Source organism: Mesorhizobium sp. M1066 (assembly GCF_040318635.1).
Classification (GTDB): Bacteria; Pseudomonadota; Alphaproteobacteria; order Rhizobiales; family Rhizobiaceae; genus Mesorhizobium.
The window spans coordinates 590,640-617,220 of sequence record NZ_JAMYMR010000001.1 but is presented as its reverse complement, the minus strand read 5'-3'; the positions used below and the strand labels follow the sequence as shown (position 1 = coordinate 617,220).

Genomic DNA, 26,581 nt, shown 5'->3' with positions numbered 1-26,581 from the left:
GTCCTCCGCACGATTACGCATGGACCAGCGCAAGCGCCTCGCCGGCTTCACCTCCGGGCCACGCGACCTTCGCCGCCAAACATGCGAACCTCGCCGGCACCGGTTTCCATTTGGCGACTGTGAGCGCTGCCGGCGCAATGGAACCCTTGCCGGCGGTCATATCCTTCATGACAAGCCGGCATTCTGGGCAAGCGACAGCTACGCGCCGGCCATGCCCGTCAGAACGCCGGTGACCATGCCGCTCGATAGCGCAGACAGGTCGCGAATTGCCAGTCCTGTCAACGGCGGCCGGATTATCCTCGACCGCGCGTACCTTGTTTCGGCCGCAGACTATCGTTTGGCAGCTTGATGATGTTTGACCACATAGCCTAGGAGCTATATATGACTTGGGAAGTCGTTTTTGGCGATGAGTTCGGTGGGGAGTTCGAGGCGTTGCCCCAGACAGTCCAAGATGAGCTATTGGCCTCGGCTAAGCTGTCGGTGCGTTCGGGCCCCAGCTGGGGCGACCACATGACGGATACCTTGAATGACTCGTCGTGCGCGAACATGAAAGAACTTCGCTTCGACGCTGATGATGGTGTCCGGCGGGTTGCGTTCGCATTCGACCCGAAGCGGAAGGCGATCCTGCTCGTCGCCGGCGATAAGTCGGGCGTGAGTGACAAGCGCTTCTATAAAAGTCTGATCGCCAAGCGGACAAGCTATCAAGGGCATCTCGACCGTTTGGCGGCGGCGAAGAAGGAGAAGAAGTGATGGCACGCAAGCTTGACGACCTAATCGCGGCGCTCCCCGAGGATCGTCGGGAGCGGGTCGACGCGCGTTTCGAAGAGTTAAGGGGAGAAGTCGAGAGTCTCGGTGAGTTGCGGCGTGCCGCTGGATAGGCCCAAGCCGAAATCGCTTCGGTCCTCAAGATCAAGCAGCATTCGGTCTCGAAGATCGAGAAACAAGCGGACATGTACTTGTCTACTCTCAAAAGCTACGTCGAGGCGATCGGGGGGCAACTCGAACTCGTCGTTCGCCTTCCCTCGCGCGCGGCCCTCCGTATAGAGCGGCTCGGCGACGTCGTGGCTCCCAAAGCCGTCTCCGTGCGCAGCGTTAAAAGAGTGGCAGGCGGACGTAATCGTACAAAGGCCGCACGCGTCGGCTGACCTCACTCTGTTTCGGCTAAAGATTACCGATGGGGCGAGATGGTCTCGTCGATGCAAGGAGTAGGTATGAGCAACGTCCTAGTTAAGCCAAAGACCGACCTGCCCGCCGTCACACTGCCCGACGTGACCCCTCTCTCCTCGCCCATGCTAGCACAACTTACCGCCGCGTTGGGAGTCCCCCGCAATGTGCTCGCCGAGGACGACCAGATAGCCCATGCTTGGTCCCAGCTCCCACGCCTGATCAAGAAGATCCCTCCGCACCTGCGCGATGAGCGGATCGTCAAAATGTGTGTCGCCGTCGCCAGCGGTCTGTTCGACGCAGCCATCAACTATGTTTGGAACGCGGCCGTGGTGGAACTGCGTGACAAGGTGCGACGGTTCGGCATCAACGTCGTCCCTCAAATCCTCGACGACAAGTCCTTCGACGAGGACACGCTCCTCGACCTCAAGGACGCCGAGCTGCTCGACCTCTGCCGTAAGCTCAACCTGATCGGTGACGACGACTTCTTCTTCCTCGACCAGTGCAGGGCCACACGCAACAGTTTCTCTATCGCACACCCAGCTGCGGGGACGGTCGACGAAGACGAGTTCCTGAGCTTTCTAAGCCGCTGCCAGAAGCATGCGCTCTCGAGCGCCCACAACCCTAAGGGGGTGGACACAAAGTCCCTGCTCGCCGCGCTGAAAGCAACGAAGTTCAAGAAGGATCAACGACAAGAATGGGAACGCCGTATCCAGGAAACATTCGAGGCCCAGCGCGAGCTGATCTTCGTCATGTTACATGGCATCTACTGTGACCCAGCGTCGGGAGAGGAAGCCCGCCTGAACGCCATCGCAATCTGCGAATCGTTCAGCAACGACCTGAGCCCCCGGACCAGGTCGGCGCTGGTGGATCGACACCAGGACTATAAGGCAAAAGGCGACGAAGCCCGTCAGAAGGCTTCGCTGCAGTTCTTCGAGACACTGGGCCAATTGTCGCTGCTGAGCGAAGCCGAGGTCCACAGTATCTTTACATCAGCGAGTAGGAAGCTCTTAAGTGTGCACAATGGCTGGGATAACTTCCATAACGAGCCGCCCTTCGCCGATCGGCTCCTCAAGCTGTCGCGGAAAAACCGCGTTCCGGAAACAGCGCAGGCCACTTTTGTGGAGGTAGTCGTGACGGCAGCAACTGGCAACTCATACGGCGTCTCGAACGCGGCGTCGCCATCCTACAATGAGATGGTCAAGTCGTTCTCGCCAAACGAGGTCAAGCTGATGCTGGATCTACCGAAGGCCTCGACCCTCGTCGCAAGTCGCATCAACTCGAACCGCGGCTGCGAGAAGCGGTTCCGCTCTCTCATCGCTCTCGTTGACGCCAAGACGGTTCCCACGGCCTCGAAGAGCCTTTATTTAAAATGGGTTCCTAAGCCTTGATTCGCTTCGTTCCCGCTGACCCTGTTTCGCCCCTGACTACTGTATGTAGGTGACCGGCAACCCGCTGGTTCGCAAAAAGAGCACGGCGAGGTTGAACGAGGAAGAACCCCCGGGATCAGAACCCATCGCGAAGGCGTCGGCCTTCTTGTCCGCGACCCAGCCGGGTCAGGAACAGACGGCGGAACAGCTGGCCCAGTACTCTCACTGGGAGAAGGAAGGCCGGCCGCGACGATATCCACCGGCGTCCGTCCGGCGCAATGCCGCCGCCCGGCACGATCATGTGGATATGGGGATTGTGGGTCATTGCCGATCCCGATATGTGGAGCACGGCGGTGATCCCGATGCGCGCGCCGAGGTGCTTGGGATCCGCCACGATCGTCCGCATCGTCTCCGATGCGGACTTGAACAGCAGGTCATAGACCAGCGCCTTGTTGCCGAACGCGATGGCGCGACCTCGGCGGGCTGAGTGAACACGACACATGGAAGTAGCCGACCGGCAGCAGGTCGGCCTCCCGATCGGCGAGCCATATACGCGCGGCCGGAGGCGATGCGCCACTGGCCACAGTCTTCGCACGCCTCGACGTGACCGCCGAGCGCCGCGGTGCGGCAATGCTCGATCGCCTGAGCTGGATGAGGCTCAGGTGACCTGCATGGGCGGTCCGATAGGCGGGGCCGGCAGCACGGAAGATGTCGGCGACCTCAACAGCGATGTGCACGGCTCAGCCGGGCGGCGTCTTGCCTTCCATTAGCGCCATCAGCCGGTCGAGCGGCCCTGCAACCGCGTGGATCGTCCGGGTCAAGACCTTGGTGTAGAGCGCGGTCGTATGGAGCTTGCTGTGCCCGAGCAGCACCTGGATGACACGGATGTCGACCTCCTGTTCGAGCAGGTGGGTGGCGAAGCTGTGACGCAGCATGTGAGGGCTGACGCGTTTGCGGATGCCGGTGACTTCGGCTGCCTCCTGGACTGCGCGGTGCAATTGCCTCGATGAGACCGGCGCGGTGAAGCTGCGCGCCGGGAACAGCCGGCCATGGGGGAGCATGAGCCGCGCCACCTGCCTTCGCGCCACCACAGCCGCAGCAGTTCCAGAAGTTGCGGCGAGAGCATGGCGTTGCGGTCCCTGCGTGCCTTGCCCTGTGCGACGCGGATCAACATGCGTGCGAGTCAACGTCATCGACCTTGAGGTGCGCGACTTCGGACACGCGCAGGCCCGCGCCATAGGCGACGTCAAGGGCAGCCTTGTGCTGATGCCGGGTTCGGCTTCGAGCAGCCGCGCCGCTTCCTCCACGCTCAGCACCTCGGGCAGCTTGCGCTGATACCTCATGATCACCAGCCACGCGCCAGATCCCGACGCTTCAGCGTCACGAGGAACAGGAACCGCAGTGCCGAGACCCCGCGCCATTGATCGTCGCAGGGCCGACGCCGCTCTCATGCTGATGCAGCTGGAATCGACGGATGTCCTCAGCCGTCGCCGTGTCGGGCGAGCGGCCAACGAACACAGCGAAGCGCCGGACGTGACGAACGTGTTGAATGGCCTGAAGAAATCGTCGTGGTCGAGCGTCTGCACGATCAGGCGGCGGCGGGCGTTCCTCCGTGCGAATCGAACAGCTCGCCCGTCCGGAGCATCGCGTGCATGATCACTGCCTGCTTGCGCGCCAGGGCCACGGCGGCTCGTTTGAAGCCGAGCCGTTCTTTGAGCTCCAACGCCCAGGTTCGCAGGGTGCTGGTATCCGTCGACCGGTTCAGGATGACCGCGGCCGCTTCGTATAGCAGTCCGCGCAACTGATGTCGCCACGGCGCGAGATATGGCCGTCATTATCGACTTCGCCGGACTGGTAGCGTCTCGGGGTCAGGCCTACCCATGCGCCCACGGCGTGCGAGTTTCTGAAGTTCGCCGGATCCTCCACGGCCGCGGCAAAGGCGGTGGCTGTGACGGTGCCGACACCAGGCACCGACATGAGCGGTCGGCAGTGCTGGTCGTTACGCGCCATCGCGGCCAGCTGCTTGCTCAGCTCTGCCGTCTGATGTCGGATATCACTCCATGCCCGAAGCATTGGCACGACGATGCGCGCCAGCTTTTCCTCGCCCTGCAGAAGGCTGCGAACGTTGCGCTCGAATACGCTGCCGGCCTTGGGCACGACGAGGCCGAACGTCTTCATCAATCCGCGGTCTGGTTGGATATCTGCAAACGCATCTTGAGAAGGCTGGCGCCGCGCGGTAATCAGCGTGCGAATCAACATGCTATCAAAACTTTTGACCCAAACCTCTCGGTAGAAGCCGACTTCGGCCAGATGTGCCAGGCCATCGGCGTCGGTCGCATCTGTCTTGTTCGCGGCCATGTCCAGCGCGGCCTTGGCATGCCTGCGTCGATGCAGATCGCGGGCAGGCCCTCTGCCGTCAGCGCATGGTAAAACCACACCGACAGCGGCCCCGTCTCGAACACGACCCGCCGGACATACGGTGCGCGCTTGCGGATCACCGCCGCGAGCAGTTGCGGGTCGGACGCGCACTTGCCTCGCCAAATCCTCTTGCCGTCCTGCCGGATCGATATTGCCGTCTCTTTCATGGATACGTCGAGACCGATATACTGCTCCATGGCTGTCCTCCGTTCGATGCCTAGGCCCGGTGTCAATCGTGAGCCCGTCTTCATCCTATCGGGGACAGCCAGCCGGCTAGAGCTCCGAACATCGCCGCCACAGCTTTGGTGGGGCCACCGCTCCCGCGATTACGTCATGTTCGTGCATGAGGGGTGAATTCCTCGAGCAAGCCTGGCAGGCCACAGGCGAACTCGTGGCGTCAGCCGGTCACCGGACACTGAAACGGCCGACGAAAGCCGCTAACCATCAGAAAAATATTGAAGCCATTGTACGCCCTCGGTGTGAAAATTCATACAACATAAGGATTTCGTGGTATTGGGTGCTACGGGGGCTAAAATGTCTAACATATCCGAAGCAGAGGACAAGTTGATCGAGCGGGTGTCCCGCGAGTTCGAGCTACCGCCGGTGACCGTGCAGGCGTTGTTGGATCTGGAAAGCGAATTCCCGAACATGTCCGCCCGCAGCGCCAAGTCGCGCTTGACCCGAAGGGTCGAAGAAGTCATTTCAGCCGGGCTGGGGTCGAAGGATTGAAGTTCGTTTCCTTCGATATCGAGAATATGTTCGCCTATAACGGGACCTGCTCGGTGGACCTGTCCGAGACGCAGGGTGGTAAGCGCAACATAGTGCTCATCAAGGGGCGCAACGGCGCCGGAAAAACTAGCCTGCTCAACAGCGCGAAACTCCTCTTCGCGGGCGCGCAGGACGAGTCTCTGCGGCGGGTAGGCTTCTCGCGCACCGCGCTTACAGATAAACAATATGTTCTTGGCCAGCCTGGACGTTGGTCCGGGGTGTTCAACAAGACCGCGCGGCAGCAGGGGCATAACCGTGCTAGCGTGTCGTTGTGCTGGACCGAAGGCGGCGTGGTGCATCGGGCGCGCCGCACTTTCGTTGGCCAGAAGAGCTTTTCGGCATACTCCGAACTGGTCGAATTCGGCCCGGTAAGTTCGCCGCTTGATGGCAACGCTGCGGAAGACGCGCTGCAGGCAATGCTCCCGCGCGAATTGGTGCCCTTCTTCTTTTTTGACGGCGAACAGGTGCAGTCGCTCGCCGACGCGGAGATCGGACGCGAGGCCGGCGAGATCGAACGTCTTTTGGGGCTGCACTTCGTAGCACACCTGATCGATAAGGTGAACGACGACGCCAACCGCCGAAGCCGGGCGCGTTTGCCTGTCGACGTCATGAAAAGCGTCGTTGAGGCGGAAAACGCCGCCCGAGAGGCTCGCGCCAACGAGGCCGTCCAGGCGCGAGCACGGGTGGCTGCCGAGGAAGAACTGCTTGATCTGGAGGCGAGGCGCGCTCGGCTCGATGGGGAACGGCAACGTTTGCGCAGCGGCACCCTTTCGGAAAGCGAGGCGAAGCGCTTCCACGACCGGTTGGAAGTCCTGGCAACCCAACGTCAGACCCTGGCAGACGAAGTAGCGGAACGCCTGCCGCTCGAGATCGTCTTCCGTACCCAGCCACACCTTGTGGATGAGGCCTTCGCCGTTTTGGACCGCCAGACCACGGCCGACGCGAGCCTGGCCGGGAGATTACATGCGGAATTACCGGCCATGACGGTACGCAGCCTCACCACGATCGACGATCCGGTGACGCTGAATGCCAAGCAGCAGACTGACCTGCAGAACGACATTAGGGAATCGTTGCGAACGCTCGGCGTTGTGTCCGGCGATCAGCATCCGGTGTTGGCGTCGCTAAGCGCCAAGAAGACCAAGGCGCTGCGCGACCGGTTCCTAGTCTGGAGAAGCCGCGGAGCCGCCGACTTCGCCGAGGAACGTGCGCAACTTCGTCGCATGCGCGAACTGGTCACCGAGACGCGTAGATTGCGCAAGGAGCTGGACGAAGCGGAGCTGAGCACCGACGAGGCTCGAGCTCGGTATGAGGAAATCACCGCCGAGATTACTAGGATCGGAGAAGCGATTCGCGACGCGATGCAGCGGTCAGCCAAGGCACTGGTGGACGAAAAGGGCTTTGCCCACGAAGCCGTTGGCCACGACGAACGCGCTGCCCAGGAGATGAAGGAGTACAAAGTCTCCATGGAGCTGGACGAAGGTTATCGGTTTGCTCTCCGGGCTAAGCGCGCCCTCGAACGCTATCTGGAACTGCGGCGCTCACGCATCCGACAGTCCGTGGAGGATCGAGTGAACCAAAAGGTGGCCATCCTGCTCGCGCCCAGTGAATTGGTGAAAAGCGTCCGCCTCGACGGACAATTCATCATGAGCTACTTCGACCAGGACGGCGAGGAGGTCTCGCGCCACAGCATCTCGGCAGGCATGCGCCAACTTATCGCCATGTCGATGCTTTGGGCGCTGAAGGAGGAGGCCGCCCGATCCATCCCGGTGATCGTCGACACACCCCTGGGCCGTATTGACTCCACCAACCGCAACCTCCTGATGCGTGACTATTTTCCGGAGGCTGGCGCGCCTCTCATCCTATTGCCAACCGACACCGAATTCACTGAGCTGGCCGACGATCTGCTCGGTGAGCATATCCTGCGCCGATACCGCATCGACAACGAGGGCGGCGAGACTGCCAAGCTGATGCCGGTAGAGCTATGAAGGACAGCATCTATTTCACCGTCGAGGAGCGCGCGTTTTTCGAGCGGATTATCGACGACGGTCTGATGCAGGACGGCAGGCGCGGCGTCTACTGGTGGATTGTCCGCATCGCCATCGCCCGCTCCCTACAGGAGAGCGACGAACCGGACGAGCGCTACAAGGCCATGCCGAAGTCGCCGAGCGAGTTGCATCTGGAGCAGATAACCGGTCGCGCGAAAGAACCCGATTACGACGACGCTTTCGCGCTGCTATTGTCCCTTCGCCGGGACGAGGACCTGTTCGAGAACCACGACCTGTATGTCGAGGTGCTGCAGCGCCACGCGCGTCGTGGTATGGAACTGCTGCATGAAAGCTGGTTGCCGGGTACTAGTTTCCACGATGTCCTCCTAGACAGCCTCTACTTCCGGCCGTCGGTCGACGACGATCACTCGACCAACAAGGGTGACGTACAGTTCGATATCCTCAAGAAGGGACTACAGCAGATCGGCGTGGACGCGAACCCGATCGGCGAGCCCATTTCAGGACCCCGCCTCTCTCGTCACAGGCTGACCTTGGGCGGCGTCGAGGACTACGACAGACTTCGCCGCGGCCTCGAGGATCTGGCCTTCGCCATCGGTCTGGGTACGGGTACGATCGCTTTCGGCCGCGAACCCGGCGAGCGGCGGGTCGTGCTCGACATTCCCCGGCCGTCCGGCGCATGGCGCGACGTGCCGTGGCCTCCGCTGGTTGAGGCGTTCATGTCCTCCGATGCGGCGTTGGCGGTATGCCCAGGCGTCGACGTTATCGGCGAACCCGTCGTGTTCGACTTCGTCGAGGCGCCGCACATGTTCGTGGCTGGCGCCACCGGCAGCGGCAAGTCAGTCTGCATGAACGCCATCCTTCTGTCGATGCTGGCTTCGGACAACCCGCCCGAGTTGCTCATGATCGACCCGAAAGGCGTAGACTTTGCGGAGTACGACGGGCTCAAACTGTTGCGTGGCGAAAAGGTCGTTACCGAGATGGGGGCTGCCGTGGTAATGCTGCGTGCCGTCGTCGAGGAGATGGACGCGCGACAGGAGCGTCTAAGAGAATTCGGCGCCCGGAACATCGCGGAGGCACGTGCCGCCGGCAGTCCGATGAGACGGCTCGTGGTCGTTGTGGACGAGCTCGCCGATTTTCTGATGTCGCGCACCGGCGCGGAAGAGCCACTGGTCCGCATCGCCCAGAAGGCCAGGGCTGTCGGCATCCACCTCCTGCTGGCGACCCAGCGACCGGAAGCAGCTACTTTCCCCGGTCTGCTTAGGGCCAACATACCCAGTCGCATCGCGTTGACGGTCCAAAAGTCCTCGGACTCCAGGATCATTCTTGACGAGTCCGGCGCCGAAGACTTGATGATGCGTGGCGACATGCTCATCAAGCTGGCCGGGAGACCGCTTCTCCGGGCACACGGCGCGCGTGTGGACGTCGCCGATGTGAAGCGAGCCGTAGCCGCGGCCAATTCGAGGCACACATGAACAGACCGACCAAATTCTCTCTGGTGGGCATTTCTACCGTTGACGTCGGCCCTTTGCGGGGAAAGACGTTCGTCCCGTTCCTGGATCCGACAGGCAACCCCACCAACGTCTTCCTGATCATGGGAAAGAACGGCGCGGGCAAGACCACCATTCTCGACGCCATCTACTGCGCTATGTCCTTGCTGCGGGCGCGCACAAGCGAGGCTTACGGCCACGAGGCGCTCGATAGCGGAAAAGGCGCGATCCAGCTCGACGCGCTGGTCCAGCTTGACGACGGGCGCCGGTCGGTTATGCACCTGATCTCGATGGTGGCGGGGGCGGACAAACCGCTGAAATTTTGGACTTCCGCGGAGTGCGAGCGCATCGGAGTGTACGAGGACCAGCAACTGCTTTTCTTCGGCAAACGGCTCGGCTACGGCCCTGTCGAGCGATCCAACTCGTCCTCCCCGCTGGCGCTCGAATTCGCCGAGGCGATAATCCAGAGCCTAGACCAGCATCCGCTGTCGCTTTGGGGCACCTCGATGGCCCTGCCGACGGTGCTGTATTTCCATTCCGACCGAGGCCTGCGTCGGCCGCCGCATGAAAACCGCTCCATCGTGCGTCCCAAATCCCTGGGCTATTCGCCCGCCCATCTGATCGGTCCAGACGGCACGAACTGGGCCGAGTCCATCGAGAACCTGCTCGTCTGGTTCGCCTGGCTCGGCGACGACCGGGGAAAGATCTGCCGGGAGATCGTGAACGACGTTGTGTTCAAGGGAACGAAGCGTCTCGGCACCGTTGATCGCAATGAACTGTCGATCCCCGTGGAGACCGCGAGCGGAGACCGTCATCGGCTCGACCAGCTCAGCAGCGGCGAACGGCAACTGGTCCAGTTGGCCGTCCGTATCGCCGCACACATGACCGGTTCAACGATCGTGCTGATCGACGAGACCGAACAGCATCTGCATACCGTGATGCGCCGTCGCCTCATCAACATCCTCAAGAGTTGGGCGCAAGAGCGCGACGGTCTGAGTTTCGTGCTGACCTCGCACCAGACGGACTCGATGCGGCTTCTGGCTCCGAAGACCGTCGAGGACGGGCTCTTCAAGAGCGGCTGTCTTGTCAAACCCAAGTTCAGGTCGGACGATGACTGACAATGTAGTCATGTTCGACGATTTCGACGACGAACGGCAGATCGGTGCTACCCATCTAGGCCTGCCACGCATCGTGCTCGAAGGCGTCGACGACTTGCGGCTGTTCGAGCGGTATTGGTTCGCTAGCTACATGGACCGCGTCGATTTCGTCCAGGCCAACGACCTCGTGCAGGGCTCAGGATGCACCGCGGTGGCCGCCGCGGTCAAAAAGAGTCGTGAGGTGGACAAGATACCTGCGTTCGGTTTCGTGGACCGGGACTGGCTTTTCCGACACCGCGACTGGGATAACCTCTTCGCGCTCGATGATGCCGATTTCGAGGCGGCGACGTGGAACGAGGAGTTCTATACGACCCGCCGTTGGGAGATCGAAGCCTATCTGCTGGAGCCCGACCTAATGGCCGATCTAGTGAAGTCCTTCACACGATCGGGAAAAGGGACCGAGGCGGAATGCAGGGCGGCGCTCGAGCGTGCATTGGTAGAGATTGAGAACCTCCTGCTCGTGCAGCGGCTTTTCGTGGCGTGTCATGTGGCCGGCATCAATCGCGCGTCGAACCACCTAGTGCACAAGCTCGCCGAAGAGCTCGAAACCGAGTGCGAGAAGGAGCTGGAGGCTTTCACGCACGAGAACGGCCTGGCGGCTGCCGCGGCTGTCCGACCGCTTCTCGACGCCATCGTGGACTCGTCCCCAGGTCCGGACGAGGACAAGTGGCGTTGGCTTCTCAGGTTCGTGGATACGAAGCGGCTCATCGGCAGGCTGAGCAGGCGATTCGACACGGTGGGCGACATCCGCTGGTTCCTCGCCACCATGATGGAGAAGTCCGGTCGGCGGCCTCAGGAGTTGGAGAAGCGCATCAACGAAATCCTGGTGGCCGCCTGAATTGATTACAGACGGGCCATGCCGACCAAGCGCCCAACGAACGTGTCGAAGTCCCAGGTGCTGGCTCTCCAGTCTTCCCACAGCAGCGTTATGCCGCGCTGCCAATGCGATGCCGCCAAGGACTGCATTCGCTTGCGGGTCATCGCTTCGCCCGACCTCGCGTCATGCTCCGAGATCAGGGTGATCCACGTTGCCAACTCTATACCCTGGCCGAACAGCTGCTCGCCCTTGATCGGCTTGCCGTAACCCATGCTGCCCAATTCAAAGGAGGGGAGTTGGGGAATACTTAGCGACCGACCCAGAGCGAGCCTTGCCGGCCCGTATCGATGCGGCAGACCTAGGAAGCCCTGAAATCGGCTGTTCAGTTCGTCGGCATAGCGCGACGTTCTGAAGTCGCCGCGCGTGAATTCTACCATTGTCGCCGACATCAGGATGCCGCTCCCGTTACTGGAAGGCGTTCGGTTGAAGGCAGCTTCAGCGATTCGCCGCTCCGTCGTGTCACAAGCGCCAGCTCGCCGGGATGAAGCTCGGCCGGATGAACAAGAAGGACGAGTTGTCGGTCCATTTCCGTGAAATGGCCGATTACCCTACGGCGATGTTCGGCGTCGAGCCTCGCGAACGGACTGTCCATGATGATGGGGAAGTCCGCGGCTAGGCGGGCGAGAGCGGACATCAGCGACAGCGTGAAGATGTGGTTTTCGCCGGCGCTGGCGTCGAGTTCATGCAGATCCCGTCCGAACCGGTCGAGCAGTGTAACACGTCCCTCCTCGTTGACCTTGATCTGTTCGACCACAGTCTTGTGCGCCATCGAGCGATAGGCGTCGGTAATGTCGGCGGACAGCGCATCGAGGTTTTGCGGAACGGCAGCGTCGGCAAGAGCGTCGATCAGATCGGCGGCCCGGTCCGCCGCGGCGCTCCGTTTGAGCGCCACCGCGTTGCCGCTCTCGCCCAGCGAGACCGCCGCCAACTGTTGCTCCTCGTATGAACGCCTGTTCTCCAACTCCCGCAACGCGGCAGCTTCCATCGCGTGACGGGCTTCCGCGCGGGCCAGTTCTTCCTGGATTCCGTTCAACTCCTCCGCCAACGACTTGGACTCGTTGTCCGTACCCTTCTGCTCGCCTAAGGCGCGATCGAGTTGGCCAATTCTCTCGTCGGCCCTAGAAACCGCGCGGGCAAGATCCCGGATGTCGGAGGCACTGACCGACGACAACTTACGGAGATGCTCCATCACGGAAAGGCGATCTGTCTCGCCCAAATGCGAGAGCAGGGGGCCGCCGGCATCCGAGGTGCGATTTCCCCACATCTCCCGCCACGCCAGAGCGAGAGCACGGGCGACATCGTCCGTCACCGTCGTGTGGCGCGAGACACGGTCCACGAATTCCGAGGCTCGGTTCAGGTTCCGCTCCTCGTCTCCCTTGACTTGCGCGGCCTTATGCTCAGCCTCGATCCGCTCTAGTGCGGCAGTCCTGAGAGTTTCGCCGGCCAGCGCCTGTGCGAGCTCGCCGCTCAGCAAACGACGCAGTTCATCGCGGAGAGCGTCTCGTTCCCGGATCACGCTTTCGCGCTGCTCGAAATGCGTCTTGAAGGCACGGTAGCTGTCGCCGTGCAGGCGGCCGATACGGCTGACTACGTCATCACGCCGCTCCCGCAACGGCCCGATGACGTCCAGAAGCAGTTCCACCGACGTCGCGCGTTCCTCGATCTCGCGCCCCAGATTGTTAAGCGCGAGTCGGGCTTCGGCCGTGGCAGCCCCGTTGTCGGGAAGGTTGCGGCGCCGCTCCCGCGCATAGGCGCGAAGGTCAGCCGAGGCGCGATGCAGCCGGTCAATCCCGATCGCGGCTTCCAGCGCCGTCTTGACCTGGCCGTCCATATTTATGCTCGCCATGCGCTCGAGGTGTTCACCGTCTAGGATGAAAAAGCCCGCAAGATTGTCCTGTAGGATGTTCTGATCGACGAAGTCCCGGACGAACCGCTCGTCGTCTTCGGGATCGGGGGAAGCAAGGATTATGCGGTCGGCCCCTTGGAAGATGCGCACTTCCTCGTCGTTCTTGCGCAGGGCGCCGTCAACGAAATGCCAGATCCTCTCGATGACGTACTCGTTGTCGTCCGATTGGAAAGCGATCTCAATCGCGATTTGCGCCCGCCCTTGGCGCGCTCCTGAGTTCAGCGCACGCTCCATGAAGCGTTCATATGACCGGTCTACACGGCTGACCGAATTAGCGCGGGCCAGCAGCGGAATGCCAAGCCGCCCGTAGAGACACAGCACGAAGGCCTCGAGCAGGCTGGTCTTCCCTGATCCGTTGTTACCCTCGATCAGCGCGACTGGTTTTTCGCGATCGTAGGGAATGTCCAACCGGAAGCGACGATAGGACTTCCAGTTGCGTAGCCCGATGGCGTTAAGGCGCATGCTATTCCCGGGCCTTGTCCAAAATAGCATCGAAGCGCTGGAAGAGACCGCGGCGGCGTAGCATACCGGCATGCTCATCGATGGCGTCCAACAGGTCATCCACGATCAAGGGATCAACACCCCGTTCGGTGGACAGTCGCTGCAGCAATTCCCGACCGGCGGGCGTACGGAGCAGCGCCGGCTTCACGAAACCGCCTCAAGAGCGGTAGCCTCGACAGAAGCGACGACGGCGGCGGCGTCCTCGGCCCAGATGCGGTTGATCGCCTCGATCTCGGCGGCGGTGATCAGGGTGCGGCCGGTGGCACGTTCGACCTGATGCAGGCGATCGAGAATTTCCCGACGCGCGGTCGGCGTGAACGGTCCCGGGACCAATGAGCCGTCGGCAAGGAACGTCGTCTGGCCGTTGCGGCGCCGCGCCGATCGGCGAGCCGGATCGTTCCGGATTTCGGCAAGCCAGTCGCGGAAATCCATAAGTGGTTCGAGGTTCTCGTGGCCCGCCTCGATGAAGCCGGCCATACTCCGGTCCTTCACGACGACGGTGCAGGTCCAGCAGCCGAATCGCGAGGACGACGTACCGCATGACGGAGCATCATCCTTACTGAGCACCAGCGGGCAATCGCCCCCCTGACCATCCTTGTAGAGTGCCACCAGATCGCGGTGGCTGCCGCCCCATGGTGGGCGACGTTGCAACAGGGTTGTCCAGACCTCGTCGGTGGAGAAATCCACGATCGGTCGAAACACCTTACAGCCTTTGAGGTCGTTGTGGTCATTCAGCCTCTCGCCGTTATCATAGCGGCTCATGCTAACCGCACGAGTCGCTGATTCCTGACGGCGCACACCAAGCAAAAGGATGACTTCGCCGTTTTCAGATACTCGACTCCGGATGTAATGGGATGTCGGCTGGATCTTCATGCGGTCCGTACACCAGCGGAAGGTCCTGCTTGGGGCCGGATAGCCCCGTCCGATCAAGTTGACCCAGAAAGTCTGGTCGACCTTGGGCGCCGTCTTCGCCACGACTATGGGCAAGCGCATTGCCGTCACAGCGTCAGAAATGCGGTGCAAGGTCCGGTCAACCAGGTCGGCGACAACCGGGGCTTCGACGAGGGTGTCGTTCGAGACGACGTGCACCGTGCGTTTTCGTTCGCTGGGCGGGAGCTCGAGCAGCATCTCCATCGCCAGCTGCAGGACAAGGGTACTGTCCTTGCCGCCGGAGAAGCCGATGATCCAGGGATATTTGTGGTTTTGACCGTACTCATCCGCCAGATCAGCCTTGGCCGCTTCGAGCTTGTCCTCGAGCGCGTCCTCATCCATCTGGGCAGCTAAAGGCAACAGGCTCATCGACTTAAGCTCCTTTAGTCCGGTTGTAGCCGACTCGGCGCAGTTTAGCCACCGCTTCCGCCATCGTCCCGGCGCCTGTTAACACCTCGTCGAGCGTAGTGAACCGTCCGAAGCCGATGCGGATGGCTTCTTCGGCGCGCTCCAAGCCAAACCCCAGTGCCATCACGACATGGCTGGGATCGAGGCTGTCGGAAGTGCATGCCGAACCCGAAGCTACCGACACTTTCCCGCGCAGGCGCATTAGCAACGCCTCGGCGTCCACACCGTCGAAGCTGAGATTGAGATTTCCTGGCAAGCGTTCGCCCATCGTACCGTTGATCGTGAACCGCACGCCGATATCGCGCAGACGTTCCATGAATGCGGCCCGCAACTCCCGCAGGAGCCCAGCCTCCTTCGTCATCACTTCCCCGGAAATCCTGCAGGCCTCGCCGAAGCCGACACATAGCGCCACCGGCAACGTACCGCTGCGGAAGCCGCGCTCCTGACCGCCCCCCTCGATGATCGGGCTGATGCGTCGACCCACGTCACGGGACATATAGAGGGCGCCAACGCCCATCGGTCCGTACAGCTTGTGCGACGAGATACTAGCCATGTCGACACCGGTTTCGGCCACGTCGAACGGAACTTTGCCTATCGCCTGCGCCGCGTCGCTGTGGAATAAGGCGCCGGCGCGCTTCGCGATCCGGGAGATTTCCGCGAGGGGTTGCAGGACGCCGATCTCGTTGTTGGCGGCCATGGCGCTGACCACGGCCGTCCCTTCGTCCACAGTCTGCGCAAGTGCATCGAGATCGACAAGGCCTTCGCCGTCCACGCCGATGATCGTCGACCGGGCGCCTCTCCGGCCAGTCGCCAGCACCACATCTAATACGGCATGGTGTTCGGTAGCCAAGGTGACGACGCCGTCCCGCCTGGACGAAGCGAGCGGGCCCTTGATCGCAAGGTTGTCGGCCTCCGTGGCACCCGAGGTGAAGACGATCTCGTCCGGTTCAGCACCGACCAGGGCGGCGACTTGCGCCCGCGCCGTGTCGACCGCGGCCATCGCCGCGATGCCGTGGTGATGTCGACTGGAGTGCGGATTCCCCAAGGCAGTTAGATGCGGCAGCATGGCTTCTAGGACACGAGGGTCCAGCGGCGTCGTCGCTTGGTAGTCGAGATAAATTCCGTGTCTATCGATCGAGCCCATGGCGTCGGTGATGTGTTCAGCCGGTGGTTTCATTCGCCCCCGGATTAACCCCTAGAGTCGCTGAATGCAACACCCGCACCGGGGCCGGGGTATTGGTCGCCAAGGAACTGGTCTGCTCCCCCCTAATGCCTTGGCACCACCTATCAAAGTCGGCGGCAACTGTCGCCAGCGATGTCGATGTCGTCGAGGCGCTGAGGCATAGGGCCCAGCAAAACGGGTGAGCTCGTCACGTCATGGTTGGTTGCGATCGACGTCCGCTTTCAGAGGGTGGCCATCAATTTTCAATGACGCATATCAGGCGCATAGCTGCTAATAACACACGTAGAGACGCCTTCGTGCTGACGTGAACGACCTGCGAGGTCGCGAGCGTATCCGCATCTAGTGACCTAATTTGTCTAACAAGCACACGCAATTCGCATTGAGGCGGATCCAGAAAGTTCGAAAAGCTTCCAGGAACTCCAGCGCGCGCCCTGCCGGAACCTGGCCGAGAATGATGGCGGAGCCGGCAGCAACGAAATTGAGGGCGACGCCGGAGACAATCTGGCCGCCCCAATGGGCGATCGAGGCGAAACTGTGCACCAGCGCGAACAATCACGGCGGTAAACAGCGGCCGCCCAGGCGCCGCAACCGCCAGGCAGGCGAGCAGCAACGGCCCGGAGAACACCAGTTGCTCGGCGGCGATGGTGCGGGTCGCATCCTGCACCGCCATCATGACGGCGCCCGCCGAACCGAGCATGGCGGGTAATCGGACAGCATGCACCCGAAGGGGGCAGTCGACATTCGACAAGAGACATATGGCGCGGCGCGAAAGCTGCGGCTGTACGACAGACGAAAGCGGTTCTCAATCCGAGGCGATGCCGTCCTTGATCCCTGTGAGGCGGCTTTCGCCTTCCTCCGGGCCGAAGCAGCTTTCGACATCATTGCATTCCCGGCAACTGGGCGCGCTGCACAGCGAAAAACCTTCGGCCTCGCAGAGCTTGCGGTAAAAGTATTTCTTCCATTTCATGTTTTGGGTGTTGCCGGCCGCCAGCGTCGGAAAATGCGAGGCGAGCAGGCGGCCGAGGTCGGTTCGATTAACAAGGCCAAGGTCCTGCCAGAGGTGGTCATTGCGCATGGCACGCCGGGCGATGATCCTGGCGAAGCGGGCGCTCGTCGGGTCGCCAGGTCGGGCATGCGCCAGCAGCAGTCCATGCAGAAGTTCTTCCTCCGGATCCGGCTCGGGCTCGCTTACCTCTTTCAAGGCAAACGCGTTGATAGGAATAGCAGGGAAACAGCGGGCCAGGACATCGCGCAGCTCGGCGAGCGAGAGTCCGGTTGCCTCCGTCGCCGTCGCCTCGCCGGCCTCGATCTCCTCGAGCGCACGTGAAAGCACACAGGCAAGCACATGCTGGTCGAACCTCCTCTCCAGCTCGATCTGCGGCCGTTGGCCGGTGCTGAGCCGGGCATAATGTTGGGCAAATATGGTGCGTTCTCCTGGCTTCGTCCTATCAAATCATGCAGAGACACGGCCTGCCGCAACATGGGTCGGGCAGTTCATCGGTGTGGCACTCCGTGTCGCCTCGCGTCGAATAGTTCGGCAATTCTCGTCTGGTCCATCGGCTCTGACGCAAATTGTGTGATTGGAAGAGGTGTTCGCGAACCCCTGCCCTGCCGTTTGCGCCTCACCGGGAACACTGGCGACGGAAATGCCCCCGCAGAATTGGACGTGGACCGTGCAGGACAAACGTCGCGTGCTGAGTGCGGCCACATGGCCGGCGCCATGCCGCCAGACTCACGGTTGAATGACGTCTGATTCAGAGCGTCGGAGTGAGTTCCAGCGCACGTTCAGGACAGGATCGCACGCCTCGTGATGCAGGCAGTTCCTCCCCTTCCGCAACTTCAATGTCACCAGGCAGGATGTAACCGTCATTATCAAGCTTGAAGATGTCCGGCGCTTGCGCCGCGCATCGCGCGTGACCCTGGCATTTGGCCTTTTGGACGATGATGCGCATGGCGCTGCCTCCATTGTCTGTGCCTCGGATCGGGGTGGATCTAAGACCAGTCCAGGATCAGATTTTCGATCCCGAACACATGGCCGCCAGAAGTTATCGGTGCCGTACCCTGCTTGATCCTGAAAGCCGGGACGCGCGCCAGCCACTCCTCCAGGCCAATGACAATCTCCCGCCGGGCAAGGTGTGAGCCAAGGCAACGGTGGGGACCATAGCCAAACGCTGCGTGGCGGTTGTCCTCCCGCTCTAAATCAATCGTGTTGGGGCATTCGAATTCCGCCGGGTCACGATTGGCAATCATCGTGGCGCAGGAAACATAGTCCCCCTTCCGGATCGGCGCGCCTTCGAAGTCGATATCTTTCGTGGCCACGCGGATCAACTGAATGGGCGGATAGGCCCGCAGTAATTCTTCGGTTGCGAGCGGGATGCGGTCCGGTTCGCTCCGCAGCAATTGCTGATCTTTGAGGTTGCGTGCGAGGTACGCCAAGTCAAAGCCTATAGCTGCTGCGACCGTGTCGAGCCCAGCGACGAAGACAAGCACGCCGATGCCGCGGACTTGGGTGTCCGTCAGCCGGCGGCCCTCGACCTGTGCCTGCACGATAAAGGTCATGAAATCGTCAACCGCCTCGTCGCGGCGCATCGCTGCAAGTTCGTCGATGAATGCCACGATCGTCCGGGCAGCCACAGGTCGTTCCTTATCGTCGCCGTGGAGCAGATCTTTCCCCCAGCCGACGAATGTATCGAGTCGGTCATCAGGCAACCCCAGAAAGCGAAGAAAGGTGCTCACCGCGAAAGGAAAGGCAAAATCCTTCATCACGTCGCAGCTTGTGCCCGACGCGGCGATCTTTTCGATCAGCTCGACCGCCCGTTCGCGGACAGCCGGTTCCAAAGCCGACACCCGCTTTGGCGAAAGCAGCGGATTGAGCAGTGAGCGAAAGACACCATGGGCCGGTGGATCGAGCTCAAGCGGGATCGTCGGCCAGTTTTCACCCAGTATGGAGGAGAAGATGCTGCGATGGCTGGAAAAAGTCTCTGCGTCCTGCAGCACCCTACGCTGGTCCGCGGCGCGGGTGATGACCCAGGTACCCCGGCCATCTTGAGTGTTGTAGCGGGAGTAAAAGATCGGAGGCCCGTCATGTACGCAAGCGACAGCTGCGTGTGGATCCCCGTTGGGTGTTGGTGGCATCCCTGGCGATGTAAACAGGCTGAAGTCCCTCACCATTTCGGGCGGGACATGATCTGGAACGGGGTTGGTCGCCATTTTGTTTTCTCTACATTGGCGTTCATGGCTCGATTGAGATTGCACCGCTGTTCATAAAGTCGATTTCCAGCATGAGCACGTCTCTTGTCGGGCGCGTTCGAGATCTGTCGCCCGATCAGCCCACTGCCAGCGCGATGAGATCGGTTGCGAAGTCAATCCGAAGGGCATCTCCGCCGCGCTGCGGTCAGAAGCAAAGCCGCCGCTTATCCCGTTATGGTTGAGAGGCGATCAATCACCGCTGAGCTCCGTGACGCACTGCTGACACCCCGCTGGCCAAATTGTCAAAGCAAGTCGCGTGCCGGATAGGCGTACCCCTGGCCTGCACCAAGCGACGCCAGCCTGAACTGGGCCGCCGCCGCTAAGTTGATGATCACCTGTCCATCATTCTTAGGACACCGTCCGACAACCGACATCCGTGGTCGGTTTTGTCGAGTCCGCGACGTCGGGCTGTTCGGCTTGGCTGCTGCTGCACAGCCTTCCGGTCCACGAACGAGGAGCTCGCCTCGCACGGCCCGGATTGAGCAACGATGCGATCCAGCGCAAGGATCGGGTGCGATCCGACAAGACCCGACGGCGTTTGATCGGAAATATCAACAAGGTCGAGGCGCGCTTCGGTTCGGCGCTGATGGCGTATTTTATCGCTCGCAGGCGCTGCAAGGATTTTCGGTCAGACGGCGATGCACTCGTGCGCAGCAGTCCGGCCGCGACGAGCTTGACTGTATCGACGCGGTCTATTCCGGCGTGCACACCCAACCGTCCGTATGCGCTTATGAAGGCAAGCCTTTCCGCACATGGACCTAAATTCCTCGCGAGCCGGTGTCGGAACGTGGTGCCGAGTCCTATGGCGGCCTGTTCAATCCGAGGGCCTGTCGGCACTCTCCACATCCGGACCGGGAACACATGGCAGACTCTCGGCCAGAAACCGCCAGTCGCTGCCCTCGCGTTCGCCTTCCTTGCGCCTGCCGAAGAACTGGATGATCATCTTGCCGTCCGCGCCATAGGCTTCAATGGACGTGACGTGACCGTCCCTCGTCGGCTTGCGCACGGCCCAGACCTCGCGGATGCGATGGGTCCTAAGATGCAGATGGAAGGTCTCGTCGAGCACATTGATCCGCGGCCCGATCTGCTTGACCGACTTGATCGGGCCGGAATGGATCTGGATGCAACCACGATTGCCGACAAAGCACATGATCGGCATCTCGTCTTCGGCCGCCTGTTGGAACAGGGCGCCAACGGCATCATTGTCGAGCAGCCAGGCGTTGTCCTCGTCGGCCATACGCATAGCCTGGCAGCGGCTGAGCTTCAGTGTCTTCAACATATGGTAGAACTGATGCACGTCGCTTAGCCGGCCCCAGTGCTCGCGTAGGTCGTCGACCGTGGCGGCGTGGTCTGGACTCACTGTGTTATCGCGCGCCCCGCTCGCCTCGAGGGATATGATCGGCTCCTGATCGGAGGATACAAGCTCTGCCGTCAGATCCTGATAGGCCTGCAGGTTCGAGGCGGGCCTGAGATGAGCTTTGTGCATCGCCTCGCCGGTGGCATCAAAAAATTGCAGGCTGCGGCGGATCTCGGCTCCCTCGCGCTTCTCGACGGCGAAGCCATACGCCCACGCTTTCGGGAAGATGCGCAGGTCGATCCCGTCGCCGAGCAATATGGCATGCTGGTTGCCGGTGACCACTTTGCCGTAGACGCCGATCTTTTGGTGCACGGCACTTTCGTTGCTGGTGACTGCCATCACCTCGCCGACCGCTTCGAGGCCGGTCAGCAGATCATCGACGCGCGGCTCGATGCGCACCGCGCCATGACCACAATGCGCCGCGACCAACTCGACTTCCGAAATGCCCAATCGAGCGGCGAGATCATGCTCCCGGATCTTCGGATTGTCTTTGCACGCCCGCCGGATTTCGTCCGGCGACGGTTTCTCGCGTTGGTCCATGCTTACCCCTGTTTCTACCGACGTGTGAGGATCATCTGCCCTGCCCGGGAATCTTCAGCCGATAAGGCGCGCCGAAATGCTCGATCCTGATCTGCTGCTGGCCCATGAACAAGGTGTCTGGACAGCGTGCGCACGGCGTCGCACCCGTGCGAAAACCGGCGAGCAGGCACATGCCGATGGCATCTCATCGAGCCGGTCGGCGGCTACTGGGCGGTGGTGAGCGAGTGTGCGTGTTGTCGCAATCGGCCAAGCGGGCATTCGGATGCCACGGGCGGCGCTGCTTTGCCAAACAACGCGTGTCTGACCCGGTCCTGACATGTTGCTCCCTTGCTTCGCCCCATCCATCGCGCGGGCACCCACGGCATGATTGCGGATCGGCATGCTCTTGCCGTCCGCCAAACGGAGGTTCAAAAACCGTGCCAACTGCGCCGAAGCAAGCTCAGAAGAAGTTCTGTATTTGGTGATGTGAGTTCAACCAAGAACTCAGGCCCAACATCCCTCGTGGCAGACCCGACAAACCCGACAGCACGTGTCGGTTGGCCGACAGCTTCGCAGCAATGCACTCACAAGAAGCACGGCAGTGTCAGAGATGCCGCGCTGTGCTGAAACGTTTTTTTCGCTTTGGCACGGTGCATGCGACGTGATGCGCAAGCAGGTCCCGGACTGAGGAGAATGGAGCCATGATTACGCTCACCGACAACGCTGTTGCTGCCTTCAAGACTGCTCTTTCCCGCGCCAGCGAGCCGGCGGAAGGCTTTCGCATCATGGTCGAGGCCGGCGGCTGCGCCGGCTTCAAATACTTAATGGGCCTGGAGAGCGTGTCGCGCGAGGGCGACGCGATCACTGGCACAAATGGGATCAAGCTGTTCGTGGACGCGGGTTCCCAACCCCATGTCGCCGGCATGACCGTTGACTTCCTCACCGGGCTCGAATCTTCCGGCTTTGTCTTCGATAACCCCAATGCGCGCGAGAAGTGCGGCTGCGGCAAGTCCTTCAGTTAAACGCCCGAAGCGCCTATGCGGCCGTCGGACTCATTTTGCGGCAGAGGAGACTTATATGGCCGGCACGACAGATGTCCCCGTCCTAAAGACCAAGGAAAACGGATCTCGGGACCGCCATTCGCTTCCGGTAGGGTGCAAAGAACGCCGCCTCCCGAAACAGCTCGGGTCCTGGTGTCACCCGAGCTGCTTGCGGACAGATCGCGCTGCTGTGCCAAATTCGGCTCATCGATAACGTTATCGCGTTCGGGCGTCCTTACGGCTGACGGCGGCCACTGCGAACATGTCCATCTCGACGGAGATCCGGTCTGCGTCAAACACACCGGGCGTCTGCGCGGGCTGCCAGTTCAGGCCCATTATCATCAACGGCATGCGCCAGAGGCTCAACGAGTCGGTCCGCGCCGCGTCATTCTGGTCAACTGAGGATCGCACCTATGAAGCCTGTCTACCTCGACAACAACGCAACCACACGGGTCGATCCTGCGGTCCTGCAAGCGATGTTGCCGCTCTTTAGGGATCAATTCGCCAACCCTTCGTCGGCGCACGCTCTTGGCGCCTCAGTCAGTGCGGCGGTGAGAAAGGCGCGGAGGCAGTTGCAAGCGCTGATCGGCGCGGAGTTCGACGATGAGATCACCTTCACCTCGGGTGGGACAGAAAGCGACAATGCAGCGCTTCTTTCAGCGCTCGAGGCGGCGCCCAACCGAACCGAGATCGTTACGTCCGCGGTCGAGCATCCCGCCGTGCTGACGCTTTGTGCGCATCTTGAGAAGACCCGCCGCGTCAAGGTGCACAGGATCCCGGTGGATTGCCGTGGCCGGCTCGACCTCGACGCCTATATGGCCGCCCTAACCCCACAGGTGGCAATCGTTTCCATAATGTGGGCGAACAACGAGACTGGTGTGATCTTCCCCGTGGCCAGGCTTGCCGAGTTGGCCAAGGAAGTGGGCGCCCTATTCCATACCGATGCTGTACAGGCGGTCGGCAAGCTTCCGATGGACCTGAAGTCGACCTCAATCGACATGCTGTCGCTCTCCGGCCACAAGCTGCACGGGCCGAAAGGGATCGGTGCGCTTTTCGTAAAACGTGGCGTCAACTTCCATTCGCTGATCAAGGGGGGTCACCAAGAACACAACCGGCGTGCTGGCACCGAGAATACGCCCGGCATAGCCGGGCTCGGCACGGCGGCCGAACTCGCCTTGAAATTCATGGACGACGAGACCACACGGGTAAAGTCGCTCCGCGATCGTCTGGAGGGCGGGATCCTCCAGCGCATCCCAGGCACCTGTGTCACTGGTGATCCCCTGCAACGGTTGCCCAACACCGCAAACATCTCCTTCGAACATGTCGACAGTGATGGAATTCCACTTCTCCTCAGCCGCATTGGCATCGCGTGTTCCTCTGGCTCGGCCTGCACCTCCGGCTCTCAGGAACCAAGCCATGTCCTAAGCGCGATGAAAACGCCGCACGCGGCAGTCCGCTTCTCCTTGGCGCGGGACAACAGCGAAGAGGATATCGACCGGGTGCTCGAGGTCATGCCGGCAATCGTGGGGAAGCTGCGCAGCTTTTTCGGTTCTGGGCCGGGTAATCCGGTCTATGCGTGAGCGGCAGAAGAACAGGCTACCGGTCATGACCCGTCATGTCTCTCTCAACGATACGACGTTGCGCGATGGCGAGCAGGCGCCGGGCGTCGCCTTTACCACGACGGAAAAGCTGGAGATCGCTGAGTCTCTTGCGGCGGCCGGCGTGACAGAGATCGAGATCGGCACGCCGGTCATGGGCGTCGACGAGATCGAAACAATTCGCGCCGTGGTCGCGCGGCGTCTTCCGGTTCGGCTCATGGCCTGGTGCCGGATGACGTCGTTGGATCTCGATGCAGCGATCGAGAGCGGGGTCCAAGCGGTCAATTTGTCGCTGCCTGCGTCGGACATCCAACTTGCCGCCAAGCTCGGCCTCGACAAGGCGGGAGCGCTCCAGGTCATCGATGATATGGTCAGGCGCGCCGCCGCCGCCGGCTTCTTCGTCGCGGTGGGGTGCGAGGATGCCTCGCGGGCCAATCGGGATCATCTCGCCCGCGTCATCGAGACGGCCGCACGCGCCGGCGCAAGCCGCGTGAGGCTGGCCGACACAGTCGGTGTTCTCGACCCGTTTTCAACCTTCGAACTTGTCGCCCAGCTGGTGGTGCAGTCTCCAATCGACCTTGAATTTCATGCGCACAACGATCTCGGACTTGCTGGCGCCAACACGCTAGCCGCGATCCGCGCAGGCGCGCGCCATGCCTCCGTTACCGTCCTGGGGCTCGGCGAGCGTGCGGGCAATGCCGCGCTGGAAGAGGTGGCCGCCGCGATGGCGGTCTTCGGCGGCGCAGATACCGGCATCGAGCTGACCGCATTGCCCGGCCTCGCCGCCGAGGTGGCCTGGGCCGCCCGCCGGCAGACCGCGGCCACCAAGCCGGTCGTCGGCGCCGATGTTTTCACCCACGAATCCGGCATTCACGTCGCAGGGCTGCTGAAGGACTCGCGTACTTATCAGGGGCTTGATCCGGCTCTCGTGGGCCGCTGCCGGCGGATCGTCATCGGCAAGCATTCCGGCGCCACTGCGATTGCCCATGTGCTGAGCGAAAGCGGTCGCGATCTCGACCCGGATCTGGCAGCCGCGATGGTGGCCCGCGTCCGGCGCGAGGCGGCCGAGACCAAATCGACGCTCACTGCAACTCAACTGGTCGAGCTCTACGATAAAATGTGCAGCGAGGCGTCCGTCTTCGAGCTGTGCGGGTCCAGGTCAGCCGTGCGCGCGCGCGCAAAGGCCACAGTTTTGCGACCAGGGAGAATGCAATGAATTGTTCTGCTGACAGCCGCCCCATCGATGTCACAGACATCCTCGCACGACTGAAGCGCCTGTCGGCCGCGGAGGAGTTCTTCTCAGTCCTTGGCGTCTCCTATGACCCCAAGGTGCTGAATGTCTCGCGGCTCCATATAATGAAGCGCGTGGGCCAATACCTTGCCGAAGAAGATTTCTCCGGTCTACCCGACCAGGTGATTGCCGCGAGGGTGCGCGCGACGCTCGAACGCGCTTACGAGGACTTTGCGATTTCCTCGCCGCTCACGCATCGGGTCTTCAAGGTGCTCAAAGACCACGATCCGAACAGACCTGCCGCGCCGGGTCACACCTTTGTCCCGTTCGACTCGGTACTGAAGCGGTTCGGACGGGAATGAGCGGCGACAAGGGTTGCGACGCGACAATGTCGAGCAGCCGACAAATCCGGTCATCACCACAGCGCCGTCAGAAGCAACCAGCCGAAGTTGTAGGAAGGGGGCAGCGCAAGAGACTTGGCACGAATTATGCGGATCAAGGAGATAACCGCAATGCCCGCACCCGGACAGGAGCCTAGAGAAACCGCCAATGCACATCGTAATCTGCATCAAGCAGGTGCCGGACTCGGCACAGATAAGGGTCCATCCGGTGACGAACACAATCATGCGCCAGGGTGTTCCGACCATCATCAACCCTTACGACCTGTTCGCCCTCGAAGAAGCGCTCAGACTGCGCGATGCCTATGGCGGCGAAGTCACTGTGCTCACCATGGGTCCGCCCATGGCAGAGGACGCGCTGCGCAAGGCGCTCGGCTACGGCGCCGACCGAGCGGTGCTCTTGACCGACCGCTATTTTGCCGGCTCCGACACGCTGGCGACCTCGTTCGCCCTTTCCCAGGCAATCGCGAAGGTCGGCGAGACGTTCGGCACGCCAGACCTCGTCTTCACCGGCAAGCAGACGATCGATGGCGACACCGCCCAGGTCGGGCCCGGCATCGCCAAGCGCCTCGGACTCCTGCAACTGACCTATGTCGCGAAGATCCCCTCTATTGACCTTGCTGCAGGCGAGATCAAGGTCGAGCGCCGCTCCGAAGGCGGCACACAGATGCTGAAGAGCAGGCTGCCTTGTCTCATCACCATGCTAGAAGGCACAAACGAGATCCGCCGGGGCTCGATCCACGACGCCTTGTGCGCCGCGCGCAGCCAGGTCTTGAAATGGAGTGCGGCCGACGCCGGCATTGAGGATCTCACCAAATGCGGCCTGCGCGGCTCACCGACCGTCGTCAAGCGTGTTTTCGCCCCTCCTGCTCGAGCTGAAAAGGCGGCACTAATCGACACCGCCGAGAAGGCCTTGCGCGATGTCGCTGACGAACTCATCACCGCAATCTTCACCCGCCAGCCGGCGCTGGAACATGAGCTCGCCTTTAACGGCGGCGCGTGACGGCAAGGAGC

At 61.7% G+C, this 26,581-nt stretch carries 22 protein-coding genes and 4 pseudogenes; 13 read left to right on the top strand and 13 right to left on the bottom strand.

The window, feature by feature from the left end; translation table 11 throughout:
• Positions 1 to 19: 19 nt before the first annotated feature.
• From NKH52_RS35485 to NKH52_RS02780, 3 genes are all read left to right on the top strand, one after another.
• Entirely contained in the window at positions 20 to 349 is a 330-nt protein-coding gene (locus tag NKH52_RS35485) for a hypothetical protein (protein ID WP_434221479.1), read from the top strand.
• Positions 350 to 381: 32 nt separating this feature from the next.
• Positions 382 to 750, top strand: coding sequence for a type II toxin-antitoxin system RelE/ParE family toxin (locus NKH52_RS02785; protein ID WP_352657307.1), 369 nt, complete (start codon positions 382 to 384; stop codon positions 748 to 750).
• Between the two features lie 461 nt (positions 751 to 1,211).
• Entirely contained in the window at positions 1,212 to 2,555 is a 1,344-nt protein-coding gene (locus NKH52_RS02780) for a hypothetical protein (RefSeq protein WP_352657304.1), read from the top strand.
• A gap of 157 nt (positions 2,556 to 2,712) precedes the next feature.
• Here the strand turns inward: NKH52_RS02780 and NKH52_RS02775 are convergent.
• From NKH52_RS02775 to NKH52_RS02760, 3 pseudogenes are all read right to left on the bottom strand, one after another.
• Positions 2,713 to 3,271, bottom strand: a pseudogene (locus tag NKH52_RS02775) (IS91 family transposase); the annotation flags it as partial.
• Between the two features lie 3 nt (positions 3,272 to 3,274).
• Positions 3,275 to 4,085, bottom strand: a pseudogene (locus NKH52_RS35480) (tyrosine-type recombinase/integrase).
• A gap of 37 nt (positions 4,086 to 4,122) precedes the next feature.
• Positions 4,123 to 5,149, bottom strand: a pseudogene (locus NKH52_RS02760) (IS110 family RNA-guided transposase).
• 367 nt (positions 5,150 to 5,516) lie between these two features.
• On the opposite strand from NKH52_RS02760, the gene NKH52_RS02755 reads away from it, so the two are divergent.
• From NKH52_RS02755 to NKH52_RS02735, 5 genes are read left to right on the top strand one after another with little or no spacing between them, the layout of a single operon-like run.
• On the top strand, positions 5,517 to 5,681 hold the full coding sequence (locus tag NKH52_RS02755; RefSeq protein WP_352504634.1) for a hypothetical protein: 165 nt from the start codon (positions 5,517 to 5,519) through the stop codon (positions 5,679 to 5,681).
• Positions 5,678 to 7,705, top strand: coding sequence for a hypothetical protein (locus NKH52_RS02750; protein ID WP_352657294.1), 2,028 nt, complete (start codon positions 5,678 to 5,680; stop codon positions 7,703 to 7,705). Before NKH52_RS02755 ends, NKH52_RS02750 begins: the two co-directional genes overlap by 4 nt.
• Positions 7,702 to 9,198, top strand: a complete 1,497-nt coding sequence (locus NKH52_RS02745) for an FtsK/SpoIIIE domain-containing protein (RefSeq protein ID WP_352657292.1) — start codon at positions 7,702 to 7,704, stop codon at positions 9,196 to 9,198. Before NKH52_RS02750 ends, NKH52_RS02745 begins: the two co-directional genes overlap by 4 nt.
• Positions 9,195 to 10,331 carry an AAA family ATPase gene (locus NKH52_RS02740; protein WP_352657289.1) on the top strand — a complete coding sequence of 379 codons (1,137 nt, stop codon included), beginning with the start codon at positions 9,195 to 9,197 and terminating at the stop codon, positions 10,329 to 10,331. Before NKH52_RS02745 ends, NKH52_RS02740 begins: the two co-directional genes overlap by 4 nt.
• A 10-nt stretch (positions 10,332 to 10,341) precedes the next feature.
• Complete coding sequence (locus NKH52_RS02735; RefSeq protein WP_352657286.1) at positions 10,342 to 11,208, top strand: hypothetical protein; 867 nt, start codon at positions 10,342 to 10,344, stop codon at positions 11,206 to 11,208.
• A 5-nt stretch (positions 11,209 to 11,213) separates the two neighbouring features.
• On the opposite strand, the gene NKH52_RS02730 is transcribed toward NKH52_RS02735, so the two are convergent.
• From NKH52_RS02730 to NKH52_RS02685, 10 genes and pseudogenes are all read right to left on the bottom strand, one after another.
• Positions 11,214 to 11,636, bottom strand: coding sequence for a hypothetical protein (locus NKH52_RS02730; RefSeq protein WP_352657283.1), 423 nt, complete (start codon positions 11,634 to 11,636; stop codon positions 11,214 to 11,216).
• Entirely contained in the window at positions 11,636 to 13,615 is a 1,980-nt protein-coding gene (locus NKH52_RS02725) for an AAA family ATPase (protein WP_352657280.1), read from the bottom strand. The genes NKH52_RS02730 and NKH52_RS02725 overlap by 1 nt, the downstream gene beginning before the upstream one ends.
• Position 13,616: 1 nt before the next feature.
• Positions 13,617 to 13,802: a hypothetical protein gene (locus NKH52_RS02720; protein ID WP_352657277.1), complete on the bottom strand. Its 186-nt coding sequence runs from the start codon at positions 13,800 to 13,802 to the stop codon at positions 13,617 to 13,619.
• Entirely contained in the window at positions 13,799 to 14,953 is a 1,155-nt protein-coding gene (gene dndC / locus NKH52_RS02715) for a DNA phosphorothioation system sulfurtransferase DndC (RefSeq protein WP_352657274.1), read from the bottom strand. Before dndC ends, NKH52_RS02720 begins: the two co-directional genes overlap by 4 nt.
• Before the next feature lie 4 nt (positions 14,954 to 14,957).
• Positions 14,958 to 16,169 (bottom strand): cysteine desulfurase family protein, encoded by a 1,212-nt coding sequence (locus NKH52_RS02710; RefSeq protein ID WP_352657271.1) that lies wholly within the window; start codon positions 16,167 to 16,169, stop codon positions 14,958 to 14,960.
• A gap of 447 nt (positions 16,170 to 16,616) precedes the next feature.
• A pseudogene (locus NKH52_RS02705) lies at positions 16,617 to 16,724 on the bottom strand (ABC transporter permease); the annotation flags it as partial.
• A 253-nt stretch (positions 16,725 to 16,977) separates the two neighbouring features.
• Complete coding sequence (locus tag NKH52_RS02700) at positions 16,978 to 17,598, bottom strand: nitrogen fixation protein NifQ (protein ID WP_434221480.1); 621 nt, start codon at positions 17,596 to 17,598, stop codon at positions 16,978 to 16,980.
• A gap of 331 nt (positions 17,599 to 17,929) precedes the next feature.
• Entirely contained in the window at positions 17,930 to 18,127 is a 198-nt protein-coding gene (locus NKH52_RS02695; RefSeq protein WP_352657268.1) for a ferredoxin, read from the bottom strand.
• A 40-nt stretch (positions 18,128 to 18,167) separates the two neighbouring features.
• Entirely contained in the window at positions 18,168 to 19,385 is a 1,218-nt protein-coding gene (locus tag NKH52_RS02690; protein WP_352657265.1) for a cytochrome P450, read from the bottom strand.
• 853 nt (positions 19,386 to 20,238) lie between these two features.
• A complete protein-coding gene (locus tag NKH52_RS02685) occupies positions 20,239 to 21,321 on the bottom strand; it encodes a hemin-degrading factor (protein ID WP_352657262.1) in 1,083 nt (360 codons plus the stop codon).
• A gap of 680 nt (positions 21,322 to 22,001) precedes the next feature.
• Here NKH52_RS02685 and NKH52_RS02680 point away from each other — a divergent pair.
• From NKH52_RS02680 to NKH52_RS02660, 5 genes are all read left to right on the top strand, one after another.
• Entirely contained in the window at positions 22,002 to 22,322 is a 321-nt protein-coding gene (locus NKH52_RS02680) for a HesB/IscA family protein (protein ID WP_023766895.1), read from the top strand.
• Between the two features lie 431 nt (positions 22,323 to 22,753).
• Positions 22,754 to 23,920 carry a cysteine desulfurase NifS gene (nifS, locus tag NKH52_RS02675; protein WP_352657259.1) on the top strand — a complete coding sequence of 389 codons (1,167 nt, stop codon included), beginning with the start codon at positions 22,754 to 22,756 and terminating at the stop codon, positions 23,918 to 23,920.
• Positions 23,921 to 23,945: 25 nt separating this feature from the next.
• Positions 23,946 to 25,154, top strand: coding sequence for a homocitrate synthase (gene nifV / locus NKH52_RS02670; RefSeq protein WP_352657256.1), 1,209 nt, complete (start codon positions 23,946 to 23,948; stop codon positions 25,152 to 25,154).
• Positions 25,151 to 25,531, top strand: coding sequence for a nitrogenase stabilizing/protective protein NifW (nifW, locus tag NKH52_RS02665; protein ID WP_352441428.1), 381 nt, complete (start codon positions 25,151 to 25,153; stop codon positions 25,529 to 25,531). Before nifV ends, nifW begins: the two co-directional genes overlap by 4 nt.
• Before the next feature lie 187 nt (positions 25,532 to 25,718).
• The gene (locus NKH52_RS02660; protein ID WP_023795975.1) at positions 25,719 to 26,570 is read left to right on the top strand and encodes an electron transfer flavoprotein subunit beta/FixA family protein; all 852 of its coding nucleotides are present in this window, start codon (positions 25,719 to 25,721) and stop codon (positions 26,568 to 26,570) included.
• Positions 26,571 to 26,581 lie beyond the last annotated feature (11 nt).